The 19,021-nt window shown below is 50.3% G+C and carries 15 protein-coding genes and 1 pseudogene; 12 read left to right on the forward strand and 4 right to left on the reverse strand.

Going from position 1 to position 19,021, the window contains the following annotated elements; all coding sequences use genetic code 11:
- Positions 1-136: 136 nt before the first annotated feature.
- The 6 genes and pseudogenes from ytfE (at position 137) to WBJ47_RS00230 (ending at position 4,913) form a co-directional block, all read left to right on the forward strand.
- Positions 137-835, forward strand: coding sequence for an iron-sulfur cluster repair protein YtfE (gene ytfE / locus WBJ47_RS00205; RefSeq protein ID WP_422243970.1), 699 nt, complete (start codon positions 137-139; stop codon positions 833-835).
- Positions 832-1,395 (forward strand): hemerythrin domain-containing protein, encoded by a 564-nt coding sequence (locus WBJ47_RS00210; protein WP_422243969.1) that lies wholly within the window; start codon positions 832-834, stop codon positions 1,393-1,395. Before ytfE ends, WBJ47_RS00210 begins: the two co-directional genes overlap by 4 nt.
- A 113-nt stretch (positions 1,396-1,508) precedes the next feature.
- Positions 1,509-3,245 (forward strand): annotated as a pseudogene (locus WBJ47_RS00215) (ribonucleoside triphosphate reductase); the annotation flags it as partial.
- An 18-nt stretch (positions 3,246-3,263) separates the two neighbouring features.
- Complete coding sequence (gene nrdD, locus WBJ47_RS00220) at positions 3,264-3,446, forward strand: anaerobic ribonucleoside-triphosphate reductase (protein WP_422244460.1); 183 nt, start codon at positions 3,264-3,266, stop codon at positions 3,444-3,446.
- Positions 3,409-4,113 carry an anaerobic ribonucleoside-triphosphate reductase activating protein gene (locus WBJ47_RS00225; RefSeq protein WP_422244462.1) on the forward strand — a complete coding sequence of 235 codons (705 nt, stop codon included), beginning with the start codon at positions 3,409-3,411 and terminating at the stop codon, positions 4,111-4,113. The genes nrdD and WBJ47_RS00225 overlap by 38 nt, the downstream gene beginning before the upstream one ends.
- Positions 4,114-4,118: 5 nt before the next feature.
- Entirely contained in the window at positions 4,119-4,913 is a 795-nt protein-coding gene (locus WBJ47_RS00230; protein WP_422244464.1) for a Crp/Fnr family transcriptional regulator, read from the forward strand.
- Here the strand turns inward: WBJ47_RS00230 and WBJ47_RS00235 are convergent.
- The 4 genes from WBJ47_RS00235 to moaA are packed head-to-tail and all read right to left on the reverse strand — an operon-like array spanning position 4,813 to position 9,174.
- On the reverse strand, positions 4,813-5,466 hold the full coding sequence (locus WBJ47_RS00235; RefSeq protein WP_422244466.1) for a response regulator: 654 nt from the start codon (positions 5,464-5,466) through the stop codon (positions 4,813-4,815). The genes WBJ47_RS00230 and WBJ47_RS00235 overlap by 101 nt on opposite strands.
- A 4-nt stretch (positions 5,467-5,470) precedes the next feature.
- Positions 5,471-7,459 (reverse strand): type IV pili methyl-accepting chemotaxis transducer N-terminal domain-containing protein, encoded by a 1,989-nt coding sequence (locus tag WBJ47_RS00240; protein WP_422244468.1) that lies wholly within the window; start codon positions 7,457-7,459, stop codon positions 5,471-5,473.
- Positions 7,460-7,500: 41 nt separating this feature from the next.
- Positions 7,501-8,166, reverse strand: a complete 666-nt coding sequence (locus tag WBJ47_RS00245; protein ID WP_422244470.1) for a carbonic anhydrase — start codon at positions 8,164-8,166, stop codon at positions 7,501-7,503.
- Between the two features lie 15 nt (positions 8,167-8,181).
- Positions 8,182-9,174: a GTP 3',8-cyclase MoaA gene (gene moaA / locus WBJ47_RS00250; protein WP_422244472.1), complete on the reverse strand. Its 993-nt coding sequence runs from the start codon at positions 9,172-9,174 to the stop codon at positions 8,182-8,184.
- A 213-nt stretch (positions 9,175-9,387) separates the two neighbouring features.
- Here moaA and WBJ47_RS00255 point away from each other — a divergent pair, with 213 nt between their 5' ends.
- From WBJ47_RS00255 to narI, 6 genes are all read left to right on the forward strand, one after another.
- On the forward strand, positions 9,388-10,620 hold the full coding sequence (locus tag WBJ47_RS00255; protein WP_422244564.1) for an MFS transporter: 1,233 nt from the start codon (positions 9,388-9,390) through the stop codon (positions 10,618-10,620).
- 22 nt (positions 10,621-10,642) lie between these two features.
- Entirely contained in the window at positions 10,643-12,031 is a 1,389-nt protein-coding gene (locus WBJ47_RS00260) for a NarK family nitrate/nitrite MFS transporter (RefSeq protein ID WP_422244474.1), read from the forward strand.
- Positions 12,032-12,184: 153 nt separating this feature from the next.
- Positions 12,185-15,994: a nitrate reductase subunit alpha gene (locus WBJ47_RS00265; RefSeq protein WP_422244475.1), complete on the forward strand. Its 3,810-nt coding sequence runs from the start codon at positions 12,185-12,187 to the stop codon at positions 15,992-15,994.
- 27 nt (positions 15,995-16,021) lie between these two features.
- On the forward strand, positions 16,022-17,554 hold the full coding sequence (gene narH, locus WBJ47_RS00270; RefSeq protein ID WP_422244476.1) for a nitrate reductase subunit beta: 1,533 nt from the start codon (positions 16,022-16,024) through the stop codon (positions 17,552-17,554).
- Position 17,555: 1 nt separating this feature from the next.
- A complete protein-coding gene (gene narJ / locus WBJ47_RS00275; protein ID WP_422244477.1) occupies positions 17,556-18,263 on the forward strand; it encodes a nitrate reductase molybdenum cofactor assembly chaperone in 708 nt (235 codons plus the stop codon).
- 2 nt (positions 18,264-18,265) lie between these two features.
- Positions 18,266-19,012, forward strand: a complete 747-nt coding sequence (gene narI / locus WBJ47_RS00280) for a respiratory nitrate reductase subunit gamma (protein WP_424585264.1) — start codon at positions 18,266-18,268, stop codon at positions 19,010-19,012.
- Positions 19,013-19,021: the final 9 nt, after the last annotated feature.

Genomic DNA, 19,021 nt, shown 5'->3' on the forward strand with positions numbered 1-19,021 from the left:
CCTAAAAATGGTACTTTTAACCAAATATTAAAAGGTATTTTTAACCAATTAAAAATTAAATCGAATTAATTCAATAAGTTACAAACTGGCATGACATTTGCTTTGAGTGATATACACACTCATAGAAGGAAATAACATGACTGATCTACTCGACCGCTCCATCGGCTCAATCGCCTGCGACGTTCCTGGCGCCACACAAATCTTTCATGAATACAAACTCGATTTTTGCTGCGGTGGTCATCGCAGTCTGCGCGAAACTCTCGAACGACGCAAAATAAACAACCCTCAACCGATCTTCGATCGGCTCGCCAAACTTATGGCGACCCAAACTGAAACCACAAACTCTCCCTGGCATGAGAAGAGCAACGATGCCTTAATCGATCACATTCTGGTGAGGTACCACCAGCAACACAGGGAGGATTTGCCCGAACTCATTCGACTTGCGCGTCGAGTCGAACAAGTGCACGGAGAGCGCGCCGATTGTCCGAAAGGTCTCGCCGATCATCTCTCAGATATGCAGCAAGAGCTTGAAAGTCATATGATGAAAGAAGAACAGATCTTATTTCCAATGCTGCGTCGAGCCAGCGCCGCACAAGTGTCCGCACCGATCTCAATGATGCGCTTTGAGCATGATCAACATGGTGAGGCGCTCGCGCATCTCGAACAATTGACCAACGACATCATCGCGCCAGCTGATGCCTGCAATACTTGGCGGGCGCTATACGCAGGTTTACGTCAACTCAGGGAGGATCTGATGCAACACATTCATCTTGAAAACAATATTCTTTTCATGGCTGATCGATCAGCGGCTCCGACACAGGCCCACTTAGCGTGACTGATTTTTTTTCCCTTCACAGTGCAGGCTTCGATTCACCCATCGAACTACTCGAAGCCTGCCATGAAAAAATCAGACGATTCGCGACACTGACCCAGCGAATCGCGCATCACATCGAGAAAAAGGGAATCGATAGGAAAGCACAAGAAGCCGCCGAGTCTGTTCTCAGATATTTCACGATCGCAGCTCCGCTTCATCACCAGGACGAAGAAGATGATCTTTTTCCAGCGCTCATGCATTTATCTCCAGCAACGCTTGGTGAAGAGTCATATAAAAATTTGAACAACACTATTCAAGAGCTTGAATCAGAGCACGTCGCATTCGGCGTGCTGTGGAGCAAAATTGAAAATTGGCTCAGAGATATTGTTGAAAACAAACTGGGTACAACGCCAATGTGTCTCGATGAGTTTGCTACAAAATACATGCATCATGCAGATCGGGAAGAAAAGTTCATCTATCCCCACGCCCAGTTTCTTCCCCCAGAAACGCTTCGCACGATTGGCATGAACATGGCGTTACGCAGAGGCCACAGGACGCTTGACCTCAATCAAGCGATTTGAAAGAAGTCGAATGATTTTTCTTTAAAACACAATATGTGGTGTTAGGATTCATCGAACAACACAACATAGAGTGTCAAATGAATCCTTCAATCACCACACAATTTCCCGTCAGCGTCAATGTTGAACAAGCGATGGAAGAGTATCTCGAGCAACGTGACTGGCGCGTCAATGCCAACGCCAACCAGGGATACAGCCTGGGCGGTCTGATTCTCAATGTAGCGGGCAAAGTCACGGCGAACTACTGGCTATCGCACATATACAGTCCCGAATCGGGTGATGCACACCGCAATGGAGATCTCCACATACACGATCTGGACATGCTTTCAGGGTACTGCGCAGGTTGGTCGCTGCGTCAACTCCTCAGGGAAGGCTTTAACGGTGTTCCCGGAAAAGTGGAGGCCTCACCCGCGAAACACATGTCTGCCGCGATCGGTCAGATCGTTAATTTTTTGGGAACCCTTCAAAACGAATGGGCTGGCGCGCAAGCCTTCAGTTCCTTTGACACTTATATGGCGCCGTTTATCCGCAAAGATGAAATGACGTATCAACAAGTCCGGCAATGCATGCAGGAACTGATCTACAACCTGAATGTCCCGAGTCGCTGGGGTACACAAACACCTTTCACCAACCTCACCTTTGACTGGACGTGTCCCGCAGATCTCAAAGAGCAAATCCCCTACGTCGGTGGTATTGAGATGCCATTTTCTTATGGTGATTTGCAAAAAGAAATGGATATGATCAACCGTGCCTACATTGATGTGATGATGGCTGGAGATGCGCTGGGTCGCGCCTTTACCTTTCCCATCCCCACCTACAACATCACGAAAGACTTTCCCTGGGAACACCCTAATACGTCGCCATTGTTTGAAATGACGGCCAGGTATGGTTTGCCATACTTTCAAAACTTTCTCAATTCAGATCTTGAACCACATATGGTGCGTTCAATGTGCTGCCGCCTTCAACTCGATCTGCGCGAACTGCTCAAGCGAGGCAATGGACTCTTTGGTTCAGCCGAGCAAACAGGTAGTGTGGGCGTTGTCACGATCAACTGCGCAAGACTGGGATATCTCTATGCAGGCAACGAAGGCGCGCTGATGGATCGCCTGGACGAACTCTTGAACTTGGGATGCGATGTTTTGGAGCGCAAAAGAACAACGATTCAAAAATACATCGACGAAGGACTGTACCCCTATACCAAGCGCTATCTGGGTACGCTGAGAAACCATTTCAGTACGCTCGGGGTCAACGGTATCAACGAGATGCTCAGAAACTTCAGTCACGACACTTTTGATATATCCTCGCCACAAGGTCATGAGTTTGCCCTACGCTTTCTTGATCATGTCAGAATGCGGATGACTGAATTTCAAGAAAAGACCGGACATCTTTACAACCTCGAGGCCACACCCGCAGAGGGAACAACCTATCGTTTCGCAAAAGAAGACAAGAAGCGTTGGTCAGATATTTTGCAAGCGGGTACCGATGATCAGCCCTACTACACCAACTCAAGTCAACTACCCGTGGGCTATACAGATGATCCCTTTGAAGCACTGAGCCTGCAAGAAACGTTGCAATCGAAGTACACCGGCGGAACCGTGCTTCACCTCTATATGAGTGAGGCGATATCGGGTGCACAAGCCTGCAAGCAACTCGTCAGACGCGCCCTCAGCAACTTTAGAGTGCCTTACCTGACCATCACCCCCACATTTTCAATCTGTCCAAAACACGGATATCTATCCGGTCATCACGAGTTTTGTCCAAAATGCGATGCTGAAATCATCGCACAGGAAAAACTTGGTCAAGCGACATCACTCAAACAGTCTAACCCAAGCAACCAAACTCAAATCACCTAACCCGAGGAGCATTCAATCATGGCAAACAGCACAAGCCAGTCAAACATCAACAACAGTCACTTACCGCCAGACCACCTAAGAACCCGCTGCGAAGTCTGGACACGCGTGATGGGCTATCACCGTCCGGTGAGCTCGTTCAATATCGGCAAAAAGGGGGAATTCAATGAGCGTCAGTTCTTTACTGAATCAAACAAAGTGTGAAAATGATGGGCCTTCAGTTGGAGGGTTCACGCCCTTTTCAACTGTAGACTGGCCAGGAAAACTTGCAAGCACTGTCTTTATCTCAGGCTGTCCGTGGCGGTGTCACTACTGCCATAACCCTCATCTCCAAACACGTCAGAAAGCTGAAAGTTGGTCACAAATACTTTCCTTTTTAAAATCTCGTGCTGCTTTATTAGACGGCGTTGTATTGTCAGGCGGAGAGCCCCTGAGTGATCCATTTTTTGAGCAGATGACACTTGACATCCGACAACAAGGTTTTGGGCTTGCGCTTCACACGGCAGGCATGTATTCGGGACGTCTGAAAAAGATCCTTCCAGAACTTCAATGGGTCGCATTGGATATTAAAACGACTGAACGCCATTATGAAAAATTGACTGGACAGGCCAAAAGCTTCGAGCAAACAGCACAGTCTCTCGAGATATTGCTGGACTGGGGCGGAAATTTTGAGTGCAGGACAACCTGGTCACCCGACTGGCTGTCTGAAAGCGAATTAATTGATTTAGCGCAAAGCTTGTCCCAGCAAGGTGTGAGGGAATATGCCTTACAGCGTTTCAGATCTCCAGGGACGCACACTAGCAATGTTTCACTCAGTCCTCCCGCACTCAGTCATTTAAAGGATCTGTTTGAAACCTTTTCTTATAGGTGAGAGAAATGGGGCATCAGATATCACTCAGTCAACTGCTGAAACACATACCACTTGTTGATGACATCAGCTGCAAAGAAAGAGAATATCTGGCGCAAGCCTCCAAAATTGTGCGACTGCCAAAGGGCGGTTATGTCATCAAGCGAGGCGATCGCGCAACAGGTCTTTACGTCGTCATGACTGGGAAAGTCAAAATCTCAATTCCTGGCGTCCATGAACACGACAAAGTGATTGAATTTTTTGGTACCGGCCAACACTTCGGCGAAGCGGTGATGTTTCTGGAGCATCCGTACCTGATCGATGCCCAGGCGCTCGAAGACACGTTGCTCGTGCATATCGAACGCGATGCACTCCTCAGTATCATGACCTCAAACCCACTATTTATGAAAAAGATAGTGAATGGTCTGGCCCTAAGATTCGAAACCCTCCTGCACGATATCGAGGTCGTGAATCTACCCTCCGCCGCCGCCAGAGTCGCGGATTATTTACTTCAAAACTCGACTCTGGGACATGAAATCGATCTGTCACTTCCCAAACGCACGATAGCATCCAAACTTGGATTACAACCCGAGACATTTTCCCGTGCGTTGCATCAGCTCATCGATGAGAAATGCATCATCGTGGATAAAACAAAAATCACCATCATTGACGGCGAAGCTCTGAAGCGCCATGCTCCCCAGCTTGATGTGACGTTTGAAACACTCAGTGCTGAATGCCAAAACCTCTCTCAACAGCATAAATCGCCGCCTGCACGCGATTGGATAGCCCCAGCTTCTTCAAAATACTCTGAATATGAATTTTGACGGTACTCTCGGCCAAATTCAGTTCTCGGGCAATTTCCTTGTTACTCAAACCAGAAGCAAGCTGAGAAAGAATGTCACCCTCTCGCGGGGTGAGCTTGCTGATTTCAGTAGGAATCGGTTCATGGCCTCGACGCAAATTCGCGACGAGTTTTGATGTCATTTCATTAGAAATAACTGAATCACCTTGCATGGCGCGCCGCATCGCATCGAGAAAAAAGTCTGCATCAATGTTCTTGAGCAGATAGCCAACCGCCCCATTTTTCAACGCTGTCGTGAGATCCTCGCCCTCTTCTGAAACCGTCAACAGAATAATACGGCAAGCAGGGACCTCTTCTTGAATCAACTTGATCGCGTCCAGACCAGAAAGTCCAGGCATATGCAAATCGAGTAAGACCACATCAGGCTGCAATGCTTTCGCACGTTTGACGCCCTCAATGCCGTCAGACGCCTCGCCCACGACTTCGAAATCATGGTTTCGCTGTAACAATAACTTGATGCCGCTGCGAAAAAGAGCATGGTCATCGACAAGTAAAACTTTTATGGGAGAAGTCATCACGCTAACCGGTGGTACGATTTTCTTTAGGGAGACTCAGGGAAATGGATGTTCCCGATGCTGGCTCAGATACGACGGACAGAATGGCTTGTAGCCTCAAGGCTCGTTCACGCATAATCTTTAAACCCACGTGCTGTTCTTCATTTGCGTTCGAAGATTTTATGTCAAAGCCCTGTCCGTCATCAGAAACCGTCAAATTGAAGTCGTCATGATCATCCAGAATGATTTTGACTTGATGCGCATTCGCGTGTTTACGAATGTTTGAAAGTGCCTCTTGAACAATGAAAAGGATTTGTAGCTGCTGCTCTGGCGGCAAGGGAGGACCCTGATGCAACACCTGGACGGATACGGCAATGCCAGTTTGTTTTTTAAAACGCTCGGCTGATGCTCGTAACGCCTCGACGATATCGCCCTCATCGAGTTTGATTCGAAAATTCGTCAAGAGCTCGCGCACATCATCATAACTTTCGCGCACGCCAAGCTCAATCAACTGAATGACCTCCTTCACCTCATCATCTTTACCTCTCGCGATTGAATCCTCCAGCATCTGAACCTGTAGCTTCAGAAAATTCAATCCTTGAGCAATCGAGTCGTGCAATCCTTGAGCCATGAGGTTACGCTCCTCGGCGATCGCAAGCTCACGCGTTCGGGCGAGCAGTCGCTGGTTTTCGATCGCGACACCCAAATGCTGACCCAAAGTTTTGAACAGACGCCTATCGTCTGCGGAAAAATCCCGAGGTTCCTGAAAGTGCAAGGTATAGCTACCTAACTGCTGTCCTGCATGAATAATCTGCGCAATGGCAATCGCCGTAAAACCTTCCTCGCGGCATCGCAAACTAAACTCCTGTGGCAATTTGCGAAAATCGTGCAAGACCATGACACCTTTTTCAGAAGCCTCTCCACATAAACAATCGCCTGCATGTAAACACTGTTCTTGTTTTACGAAATCAAGCGAAAGTCCCTGATGGACAGTCAAATGCAAGTTCTTTTGACGCGGATCCAAAATCCTGACAGTTCCACCATCAGCTGAGAAATATTCGATCAAACGCGCCAGGAATCCTTGGCACCGCTGCTCAAGATCCCCTGCCTGACTCAAGTAGGCGGAAAATTCGTACAAGGTCGAAATCTCGCGATTTTGCTGGGCCAGTTGCTGCGTTTTTTCCTCAACTCTCTGTTCCAGATCACGATACAAATGGCTGAGCTGAGAGGCCATATCATTGAATCCCCGCGCAAGCTCCCCAAGCTCGTCACCTCCCTCCACAGGCACTCTGTAAGCGAAGTTTCGAATGGACATTTGAGCAATACCCAGACGAAGTGATTCGACAGGTCTGATGACCCATCCGTACAGTAAATAAACAATACCCACACAGCCCGCAATCATCAAAACAATCACGGCCATCTGAGAGCCACGCAACAATGCTGTATCCCTGGAATTTTGCGCTTCAATCAAGGAAACCAGCGTATCGGATTGCTTGACGAACTCTGGCAAATCCTCGAGATAAGATTGAATCGATGCGCGATCCTGCCCCAGACTTGATTCAACACGCATCAGTGCAGGTTGTAACTGTTCAATCCACATGTAGCGCACGCGCTCAAACTGCTCTTGAACAGCATCGGACTTTGGCAGGCGCATCGGTCGCTGCGGATCCCCCTTGCGTAGTGCGAGCAAGGTGTTATTGAAAAAACTTGCGCGTTCGACAATTTCTTTATGGGAAACCGGCTGTTCGGTCATCAGCAAGCCCACGCGCAAAGACTGCATGCGTAGACTCCCCGTGTCGTTAATCGCCGCGGCAGCGCCTTCGAGTGCCCATGATAGCCAAAGCGTGACCATCACCATGGTCAGTCCAAATACAAGCGTGGTCAAGGCTACAGACACCAGCCTGACACCGAGCCGGTAATTACGGCCGATTGATATCCGGGCGCCAGCAGACCCAGGCTCCCGAATGGACTCCTCTATATTCCGCAGGTTCGTTTGATTCGCGGTCGCGGTCATCGTTTGAACTTTTTGCAATAGACACCGTAGTTTAGTCTTTCTTATTCAAGGGATGGATTCAATGCGCATACCATTGGTAAAAAAGTGCCTGCGCGCTTGGAGTAAGCGAGTAACTCTCCTGCCTCAAGATCAAAGTACCAGCCATGCAAGGTCAAGCGCTTTTCCTCCACCGCCTGCTGTATCCAGGGAAAGCTCATCAGATTGTTCAGGGAATTCAGGATAGACGATTGTTCGCAGACTTTGCACTTGACCTCGAAAGGTGCCTCGCCAAACGCCGCTAAGGTCTCACGTTTAGCAGATTCGGCAATGTTGACCCACAATGAAATGAAATCAACTGGCTCTTTGATCCGAGTGTCGTCCATCAAAGCGCGGATACCACCACATCTAGCGTGACCCAGCACAATAATTCGTTCCACTTGGAGATTCTGGACTGCAAACTGAATTGCAGCGCTGACGCCATGATGACTCCCCTCGCTCGCCTCGCAAGGTGGTACTAAATTTGCAACATTTCTGGACACAAACAACTCACCGAGTTCTGCCCCCATCAAATGCGCGGGATCGACCCGTGAATCACAGCAACCGATCAAAAAAGTACGGGGGTGTTGAGCCTGAGTAAGCTCCTCGATGAGCTCGTGATCGTCACCGTAGTAGGTTTTTTGAAAACGTTCAAAACCATTGATGAATTTTTCCAAATCATGTTTTGGCATAGCAATTTCCTGAATCTAGCCACCCGTTTGCGACATGAACCGCACAATTTTTTCGGGTGTTTCATTAAAGTGATGACGCTCTGGCTTGAGCTCAATTGCCTCACGCAATACGTGCTCGATGTCGGCATCTGTCGCACCGCCGCGCAGATAGGGTCTAAGCTCGACCTTTTCATCCTCACCCAGACAAAGATAAATCGTGCCATCCACTGACATCCGCAGACGATTGCATGTTTCACAAAAATGCTGACTCATCGGCGTAATCAGTCCGATTTGACCTTTTCCATCCCTTGTCCGCCAATAACGCGCCGGACCTCCTCCCATCACCTTAATTTCAGGAATCAAATCCAGACGTTGACGCAACGACTCAACGATCGGACCAAGCGGGGTAAAGCCACTCTTCAAACCCGTACTGCCTACGGGCATGGTTTCAATGAGCCTGAGAATCAGTCCGCGGTTGATACAAAACTCGGCCATTGCCTGCACTTCCGATAAATTAATACCAGGCATCACCACCATATTCAGTTTGATCGGCGCAAAACCAATAGCTTGAGCAATATCCAGACCGGACATCACCGCACTCATCGAATCTCGCCCGGTAATCTGGATCATGCAATCTCTCGATAAGGTATCCATGCTGATATTGAGGCGCCTGACACCTGCTTCGTATAAAGCCTCGGCATGTTTGACCAATTGTGTTCCATTGGTGGAGAGCGACAGGTCGGACAAGCCCGGCAGTTGACTCAATCGCCCCGCCAGTTTCGACAGGTGACGACGCAACAGAGGTTCTCCTCCTGTTAAACGAACTCGGGTCGTCCCCATGCGCACAAAAATGCCCACCACGCGTTCAATCTCATCAAAAGTGAGCCAGTCTCCCGGCTCTTCAAACCCTTTGAAACTTTTAGGCATGCAATAGCTGCAACGCAAATCACAACGATCTGTCACGCTTAAGCGCAAATAGTCGATTTTTCGACCAAACCGGTCAACAAGTGGAGCGAGATGATTATCCATACACATATTCTCGCCCTCAGTGCTGAATTTAGCCATGCGTCATTCGGCTAAAAGGGCCTAGTCCTAAAGTAGGGGGGAACTAGGTCCATTGCTTCGCCCGTCTCCTGCCAACGGAGAATGGGCAAAGCATCACCAGTCTCGTAGTCTGTTCACTATCAAACACGAACGACTCAGGAGACCATTACCGTGGAACCAAACCAAAGAAAATCCGTCATGGTTCTGACCTCCAGTACCCTGGCTTTCACAATCTGCTTTGCAGTCTGGATGATGTTTGCCGTGATCGGCATCCCTATCAAAAAACAACTGGATCTCAGCGAAACTCAGTTTGGCCTGCTTGCCGCGATGCCTGTTCTAACAGGATCACTGGTACGGGTACCTTTGGGATTATGGACCGACCGCTTCGGTGGCAGGATCGTTTTCTTTTTGCTGATGCTCAGCACTGTCCTACCGATCTGGTTGATGTCATACGCGACACAGTACTGGCATTTTTTGGTCATCGGGATGTTCGTCGGGCTGGCAGGAGGCTCATTTTCTGTGGGTACGCCTTATGTCGCACGCTGGTTTCCTAAAAACCGACAAGGTCTGGCTATGGGTATTTTTGGAGCAGGCAACTCAGGATCGGCACTGACTAAATTTGTAGCCCCGGGACTCATCGTGATGGCGGGTGGTTCATGGACAATCGTTCCGCAGGTTTATTCCATCGCCATGCTTGTCACCGCGATTCTTTTCTGGATATTTTCGGCGACCAATCCATCGCACAATGCTTCGAATTCGGTCAGTCTGAAAGAGCAAGCCAAGATGCTCAAAGATCCGAGGGTGTGGCGCTACTGTCAGTACTACTCGGTTGTGTTTGGAGGCTATGTCGCACTCGCGCTTTGGATGACACGTTATTACGTTGGCGAATATGGTTTCAGCATTCAGACTGCGGCACTTTTGGCAGCCTGCTTTTCATTGCCGGGCGGAGTGTTACGTGCTCTCGGAGGCTGGATTTCAGATAAATACGGAGCTTATCAAACAACCTGGTGGGTGATGTGGGTGTGCTGGGTCGCGTTCTTTCTCCTGAGCTACCCACAGACTGACTTTACTGTCCTGACCGTTGAAGGGCCTCGCACGTTCCGTATTGCGCTTTCCCCAACCATTTTCACCATTTTGCTCTTCGTGGTGGGCATTGCCACAGCCATCGGAAAGGCCTCGGTCTTCAAGTTCATCTCCGATGACTTTAGCGGCAATATCGGCGCTGTATCCGGCATTGTGGGGTTGGCAGGAGGTTTAGGAGGCTTCGTGCTACCCATCATGTTTGGCGCGCTCGTCGACATTACTGGCGTCAGAACCTCTGCTTTCATGCTTTTGTACGGAACAGTCTGTATCTCTCTGATCTGGATGCATTTCAGTTTCAGAAAGGAAACAGTCGCCAAAGGTCAAGCAGCGCTTGCCTTGCAACATTGATCGATCACCCGGAGCACACATCATGTCGACACCTTACGTTCTTAAGCGCTGGGAACCTGAACAACCAGACTTTTGGCGCTCAGAAGGCAGCAGGATTGCAAATAGAAATCTGCTGATCTCCATCCCAGCGCTGATGCTTGCCTTCAGCGTCTGGATGCTCTGGTCCGTTGTTGTGGTCAATCTGAATAAAGCCGGTTTTAGCTTTACCAAAAACCAAATGTTCTGGTTGACTGCGTTGCCCGCCTTGTCCGGAGCTACCTTACGCATCTTTTATTCATTTCTCGTCCCGATTTTCGGCGGTCGCAGATGGACTGCCATTTCGACTGCGAGTTTGCTGATTCCAGCCTTTGGCATGGGCTTTGCCCTCAGGGATACCAGCACGAGCTACCCGACATTACTGATGCTCGCTCTGCTTTGCGGTTTTGGCGGAGGAAACTTTAGCTCCTCGATGTCGAACATCAGCTTTTTCTTTCCCAAGGCCAGAAAAGGTCTTGCAACCGGTCTGAATGCGGGCGTCGGCAATCTTGGTGTGTCCGTTGTCCAATTTATCACGCCCTTGGTCATCTCCGTGGGCATGTTCGGCGCCCTGGGCGGGGACGGTCACTCGTCCACGACAGCTGCAGGCGGTACACAAACGATCTGGCTACAAAATGCAGGCTTTATTTGGGTCCCATTTATCCTGATCGCATCCATTGCCGCGTGGTTCGGCATGAACGATATCGCCGATGCGAAGGCATCATTCGCGGATCAGGCTGTCATTTTTCGACGCAAGCATAACTGGCTGATGTGCTGGCTGTACCTTGGAACATTCGGCTCTTTTATTGGGTTTTCGGCAGGGCTGGCCTTGCTCACCCAGTCGCAGTTTCCGAATGTCAACCCAACTCAGTATGCATTTTTAGGGCCGCTCGTCGGTGCCGCAGTACGTCCAATTGGCGGCTGGATTTCAGACAAACTTGGCGGAGCATGCGTCACATTCTGGACGTTCCTCTTGATGATCCTCTCTGTGATGGGTGTGATGTACTTCCTTCCCAGCAGTGGAAACACAGGAAATTTTTACGGCTTTTTGACGATGTTCATCATCCTGTTCGCACTGACAGGAATCGGCAACGGCTCAACGTTCAGAATGATTCCCGTGATTTTTCTGCAAGAACGCCAGCATGCCGCCGAAAAAGACGAAACCTCGCAGCGACGCGCCACCCTCGACGGTGCAAAAGAAGCCGCTGCCGTCCTGGGCTTTTCTGGTGCTGTAGGTGCATACGGAGGCTTTTTTATCCCCAAAAGCTTTGGAACCTCCATTGACATGACGGGAACTCCTCACGCGGCTCTCGCAGTCTTTATCGCGTTTTATCTGAGCTGTCTTTTCGTCACGTGGTGGTGGTACTCCCGTCGTCACGCACCGATGCCATGCTAACCAGTACACACAAACTAATCACAAAGGACTAGTCCCCTCCCCACAATGAACTGAATGATCAGTTCGTTTGGAGAATTGGCGACCACACCCTACACCCGTAGGATGTCGTCAGGACTCTGGCCTTTCGAGGCAAGCAGAATTGGAGAAAGAGTAATGAGTCATTTTCTAGATCGGTTAACCCACTTTTCACTTCCCACAGAAAAATTTTCTGGTGAACACGGTCGCACGACCAATGAGGATCGCACCTGGGAAGATGCCTACCGAAACCGCTGGGCGCATGACAAGATCGTACGTAGCACGCACGGCGTGAACTGTACGGGCTCCTGCTCATGGAAAATCTATGTCAAAGGCGGCATTGTCACTTGGGAGACCCAGCAGACGGACTATCCCCGGACGCGCTGGGATATGCCCAACCACGAACCCAGAGGTTGCGCACGCGGCGCCTCCTACTCCTGGTACCTCTATAGCGCGAACCGTGTCAAACACCCCATGGTCCGGGGACGCCTCTTGGAACGCTGGCGCTCGGCGCTTAAGGTCGCAAAGACACCTGTCGATGCCTGGGCGCTGATTGCCGACGACCAAGAGGCGCGACGCGACTATCAGCAACTGCGCGGCATGGGCGGCTTTGTCAGAAGCACTTGGGACGAAGTCAATCAACTCATCGCCAGCGCCAACGTATACACCATTAAAAAATACGGACCTGACAGGATTATTGGTTTTTCACCCATTCCCGCCATGTCCATGATCAGCTATGCAGCAGGTAGCCGTTACCTGTCACTCATTGGCGGCGTCTGCATGAGTTTTTACGACTGGTATTGCGATCTCCCGCCGTCCAGCCCTCAAGTTTGGGGCGAACAAACAGACGTGCCCGAGTCAGCGGACTGGTACAACAGCAACTACATCATCGCCTGGGGCTCAAACGTTCCCCAGACTCGCACACCCGATGCGCACTTTTTTACTGAAGTTCGCTATAAGGGCACTAAAACTGTTGCCGTCACACCTGACTATTCAGAAGTCGCCAAGCTTGCCGACCTTTGGCTGCATCCCAAGCAGGGAACTGATGCCGCTCTGGCGATGGCCATGGGACATGTCGTTCTGAAAGAGTTTTACTTCCCCGGCAACGGAAAAACACGTAGTCCTTATTTTGACAACTACGCAAGACGCTATACGGACTTGCCACTGCTGGTCTTGCTGAAAGAAAAGACACTAGAGGATGGTTCAGTCACTCTGGTGCCTGATCGCTATATGCGTGCAAGCGACCTTCAAAATGATCTTGAGCAAGACAACAATCCAGAATGGAAAACACTCGCCTTCGATACGCAAGGGAACGTCGTTTTACCAAACGGTTCGATCGGCTTTCGCTGGGGTGCAGAAGGACGCAAGGATGAGGGTAAATGGAATCTTGAGTCAAAAGACGCACGGACAGGCCAGGACCTGACACTCAAGCTCTCTGTCATTGAAGAGGAAGCACAAGCACACGATGTCGTTCAGGTCAGCTTTCCGTACTTTGGAGGCAATGCGACACCTCACTTTTCCCACAACAAAACCACTAACGAAATCAATCACGCAAAAGTACCGGCCACTAAACTCACGCTCGCCAACGGACAGGGGGCGTTTGTCGCGACTGTTTTTGATCTACAGGTCGCGCAATACGGCATCGACCGTGGTCTGGGCAGTGGCGCGAAGAGCTTTGACGATCAGGCCGCTTACACACCAGCCTGGCAAGAAAGCATCACGGGCGTCCCACGTCAGCAAGTCATCACCGTCGCCCGAGAATTTGCGGACAATGCGCACAAAACCGAGGGTCGATCCATGGTGATCATTGGCGCTGCGATGAACCACTGGTATCACTCGGACATGAACTATCGCGGTGTCATCAACCTGCTCATGATGTGTGGCTGTATTGGTAAGAGCGGAGGTGGTTGGGCACACTATGTCGGTCAGGAAAAACTGCGGCCACAGACCGGCTGGACCGCCTTGGCCTTTGCGCTTGACTGGATTCGTCCGCCTCGCCAGATGAACAGCACGAGCTTTTTCTATGCTCACACGGATCAGTGGCGATACGAAAAACTGACGATGGAAGAAATCGTGTCCCCCTTGGCCGATAAAAAAATCTATGGCGGGAGCATGATCGACTACAACATTCGCGCCGAGAGAATGGGCTGGCTACCCAGTGCCCCCCAGCTCAAAACGAACCCTCTGGAAGTTGTGAAGAAAGCACAGGCCGTCGGAGTCGATCCTAAAGACTTTGTCGTCAAAGGTCTCAAAGACGGTTCACTCGAACTCAGCTGCGAAGATCCTGATGCCGTCGAGAACTGGCCACGCAACATGTTTGTCTGGCGCTCCAATATTCTGGGTTCCAGCGGTAAGGGACACGAGTACTTTTGCAAGCATTTACTCGGAACTGAGAGTGGCGTTCAGGGCAAGGATCTGGGTGTCGATGACGCGAAACCGACTGAAGTCAAATGGCACAAGGAAGCACCCGAAGGGAAACTGGACCTCCTGGTCACGCTGGACTTCAGAATGTCGACCACTTGTCTGTACTCAGACATTGTTCTACCCACAGCGAGCTGGTATGAAAAAAATGATCTCAACACCAGCGACATGCATCCCTTTATCCACCCTCTGTCAGCTGCGGTAGATCCTGTTTTTCAGTCGCGGTCTGACTGGGAGATCTACAAAGGATTTGCCAAAGCCTTTAGCGAAGTGTGTGTCGGACATCTCGGTGTCGAAAAAGAAATCGTCTTGACACCTCTCATGCACGACACCCCTGCTGAACTCGCACAACCTTTCGAAGTGAAAGAATGGAAAAAAGGTGAATGCGAACTGATCCCCGGTAAAACAGCCCCTCAAATCGCCGTGGTGGAACGAGATTACCCCAATGTATTCAAACGCTTTACCGCTCTTGGCCCGCTGATGAGTAAAGTCGGCAATGGTGGCAAAGGAATTGGGTGGAAGACGGACGTGGAAGTGACGCAACTTGGTCAGCTTAACGGTTTGACTGAGGAGCCCGGCGTAACCCAAGGTATGCCACGCATCGTCAGTGACATTGATGCCTGCGAAGTTGTGCTCCAGCTCGCGCCTGAAACAAACGGACATGTCGCCGTAAAGGCTTGGAAAGCACTTGGTAAACAAACAGGACGCGACCATACCCATCTGGCGCTGTACCGAGAGGATGAAAAAATCCGTTACCGGGATATTCAGGCTCAACCCAGAAAAATCATCAGCTCGCCCACCTGGAGTGGTATCGAAAGTGAAACCGTCAGCTACAACGCAGGCTACACCAACGTCCATGAGCTCATTCCCTGGAGAACGCTGACAGGCCGCCAGCAGTTTTATCAGGATCACCCCTGGATGCGAGCGTTCGGCGAGGGCTTTACCTCGTACCGCCCACCCGTCGATTTGAAAACAACAGACGGCATTCACGGCATCAAATCTAACGGAAACACTGAAATCCTGTTGAACTTTATTACGCCTCACCAAAAGTGGGGGATCCACTCGACCTATAGCGATAACCTCATGATGTTGACACTGAATCGGGGCGGTCCGGTGATCTGGCTGAGCGAAGATGATGCCAAGTCAGCAGGTATCGTCGATAACGACTGGGTCGAACTATTCAATATCAACGGAGCGATCGCAGCGCGTGCCGTCGTCAGTCAACGCGTCAATCCAGGCATGGTCATGATGTACCACGCACAAGAGAAAACGATCAACACACCGGGATCTGAAATCACGGGCGTGCGGGGAGGTATCCATAACTCGGTCACCCGCATCGTGACCAAACCCACCCATATGATTGGCGGATACGCTCAGTACAGTTACGGCTTTAACTACTACGGCACGATCGGAACGAATCGTGACGAGTTTGTTGTCGTGCGCAAGATGAAGAACGTTGATTGGCTCGACACGCCACGAGACGACCATCTCGCAGCCGTTTACCAGTCACAGGGCGAAAATCCCTGAGCCCACGCCAGATCAAAGGAGTTAGAAATGAAAGTACGCGCACAGATCGGAATGGTGCTCAACCTGGACAAATGTATTGGCTGCCATACCTGTTCAGTCACTTGCAAGAACGTCTGGACAAGTCGACCTGGTGTCGAATACGCCTGGTTTAACAACGTCGAAACTAAACCAGGTATCGGCTATCCCAAAGAGTGGGAAAACCAGGATAAATGGAAAGGTGGCTGGATCCGCAAGCCAAACGGCAGCATTACTCCCAAGCAAGGCGGCAAATGGCAACTATTGATGAAAATCTTTGCCAATCCACACCTTCCCGAAATAGACGACTATTACGAACCCTTCACCTTCGACTACGACCACTTGCAAAGTGCGCCCGAAATGAAGCATGCGCCGACCGCGCGTCCGCGTTCGCTCATCACCGGGCTCAGAATGGAAAAAATTGAATGGGGGCCAAACTGGGAAGAAATTCTCGGTGGAGAGTTTAGCAAGCGCAGCAAGGACGCCAATCTGGCGGGTTTTGAAGCGGCTCAGAAAGAGATGATGGGGCAGTTTGAAAATACCTTCATGATGTATTTGCCACGTCTGTGTGAACACTGCCTGAATCCCGCATGTGTGGCGTCCTGCCCATCTGGTTCAATTTACAAACGCGAAGAAGACGGAATCGTTCTAATCGATCAGGACAAATGCCGAGGCTGGCGCATGTGTGTCAGTGGATGCCCTTACAAAAAAATCTACTACAACTGGAAAAGCGGAAAGGCTGAAAAATGCATTTTCTGCTACCCCAGGATTGAAGCAGGTCAGCCCACCGTATGCTCGGAAACTTGTGTAGGCCGTATCCGTTATCTTGGCGTACTGCTGTACGATGCCGACCGAATCGCCGAGGCAGCCAGCGTCAAGGACGAAAAGGATCTCTATCAGGCTCAGCTCGATATCTTTTTAGATCCGAATGATCCCAAGGTGATCGAACAGGCACGCGCGGATGGCATTCCTGACGCATGGATGAATGCCGCGCGACAAAGTCCCGTTTACAAAATGGCGGTTGAGTGGAAAGTCGCACTTCCACTGCACCCCGAATACCGTACCTTACCGATGGTGTGGTACGTCCCTCCTCTTTCACCCATCACGGCAGCTGCACAAGCCGGACATGTCGAAGCAAAAGGCGCGATCCCTGATGTCAGTCAATTGCGCATCCCACTGAAGTATCTGGCAAACCTGCTGACTGCAGGCGACACAGCTCCGGTCGTTCGAGCGCTCGAGAGAATGCTCGCAATGCGGACGTATCAACGGGCAAAACATGTAGATGGAGTCATCGATACAAATGTATTGAAGCAAGTGGGGATCTCTCAGAAAGAAGTCGAGGAGATGTACCGCTACATGGCCATCGCCAACTATGAAGATCGCTTTGTCATCCCAACGACACATCGCGAATATGCCGAAAATACGTTCAACGTGCGGGGTGGTTGCGGATTTAGTTTCGGAAACGGCTGTTCAGAGGGCGTCTCCGAAACAAGCTTGTTTGGTAGCGAGAAAAAACGCACGATCCCTATAAAGGTAGAGGCCTGAGATGAACCTATTTGACACCCCTCCCGTCAACGCGAGCCTGACTTTGCGGGCGCTCGCCTATTTGCTCCGTTACCCGGACGCATCTTTCAGAGCGCATGGACCAGAACTGATCGAAGCGCTTGAAAACGAGTCCGCTCTGAGTCCGTCCAGAACCAACGAACTTGTCAGTTTGATTCACAAACTAACCAAACGTCCAACCTTGGAAGTCGAGTCAGAGTATGTGGATATCTTTGACCGTGGTCGCAGAACCTCGTTACTGATGTTCGAGCATGTGCACGGCGATTCGAGAGACCGTGGCCCAGCCATGGTTGACTTGATACAAACTTACGAAAAAGCGGGTTTGTATCTCGATCCAGACGAGTTACCGGATTATTTGCCCGTGTTACTGGAATTTGCATCGACCCAACCGGCTGTTCAAGCTCGGGCGTTTTTAAGCGAAACCGCGCACATCTCACGTGCGATTTTCACGGCACTACTCGAAAGAGAAAGCGACTATGCAAGCGTTTTAGCTGCCATCATCGAACTCTCAGGTGAAAAGGCTGAACGAGTCACCATCCAGCAAGATCCCGATATGGATGAAAGCTGGCAAGAGCCCGAAGTCTTTGGAGGTTGCTCGACAGAAGGTCAAAACAAACCCGGACAACCACAACCCATCCGTATTGTGAAACGTACCGCGACCGAAACAAAGTTGAATCATCAAGGAGCGTAAGCATGAGCACGCTGCATAACTTTCTCTTCAATGTTTATCCATATATCTGTCTGACAGTCTTTTTGATGGGCAGTCTGGCGCGTTTTGATCGCGATCAGTACACCTGGAAAAGTGACTCATCTCAAATCTTGCGCGCAAAACAATTGCGCTGGGGAAGCAACCTGTTTCACGCAGGCATTTTGTTCCTGTTCGTGGGTCACACCGTTGGGCTGCTCACCCCCCATTTTATCTACGAGCCTTTTATCACCCCGGCTCAAAAACAGCTCGTGGCAATCTACGCAGGGGGAATTGCGGGCTTCATCTGTTTTATCGGACTGAGTCTTTTACTCCATCGACGGATGTTCGATCCACGAATCCGACTCACCAGCCATCGTACTGACTTGTTTATCTTGCTGATTTTGTGGGTCCAGTTGGTTATAGGACTCGTCACCTTACCGTTTTCACTCAGTCACTCAGATGGCTCTGTCATGCTATCCCTTTCAGACTGGGCTCAACGTATCCTGACGTTCAGACCGGATGCAAGCGGCATTGTTAATCTTGACTGGCCTTATAAAGTCCACCTTGTATTAGGCATGACAATTTTCCTCTTGTTTCCATTTTCCAGGCTGGTGCATGTCTGGAGTGGCTTTGCGACAGTCGCCTATGTCTTTAGGCCTCCTCAACTCGTTCGCAGCAGACGACTCGGATTGAAAAAAACCTCCTTGAGTCAGTCACAATCTTCCAAGCACTCAACGACTCGCTCGACTTAGGAGAAACTT

The sequence above is a fragment of the Zwartia sp. genome, assembly GCF_049655405.1.
Lineage (GTDB): Bacteria > Pseudomonadota > Gammaproteobacteria > Burkholderiales > Burkholderiaceae_B > Zwartia.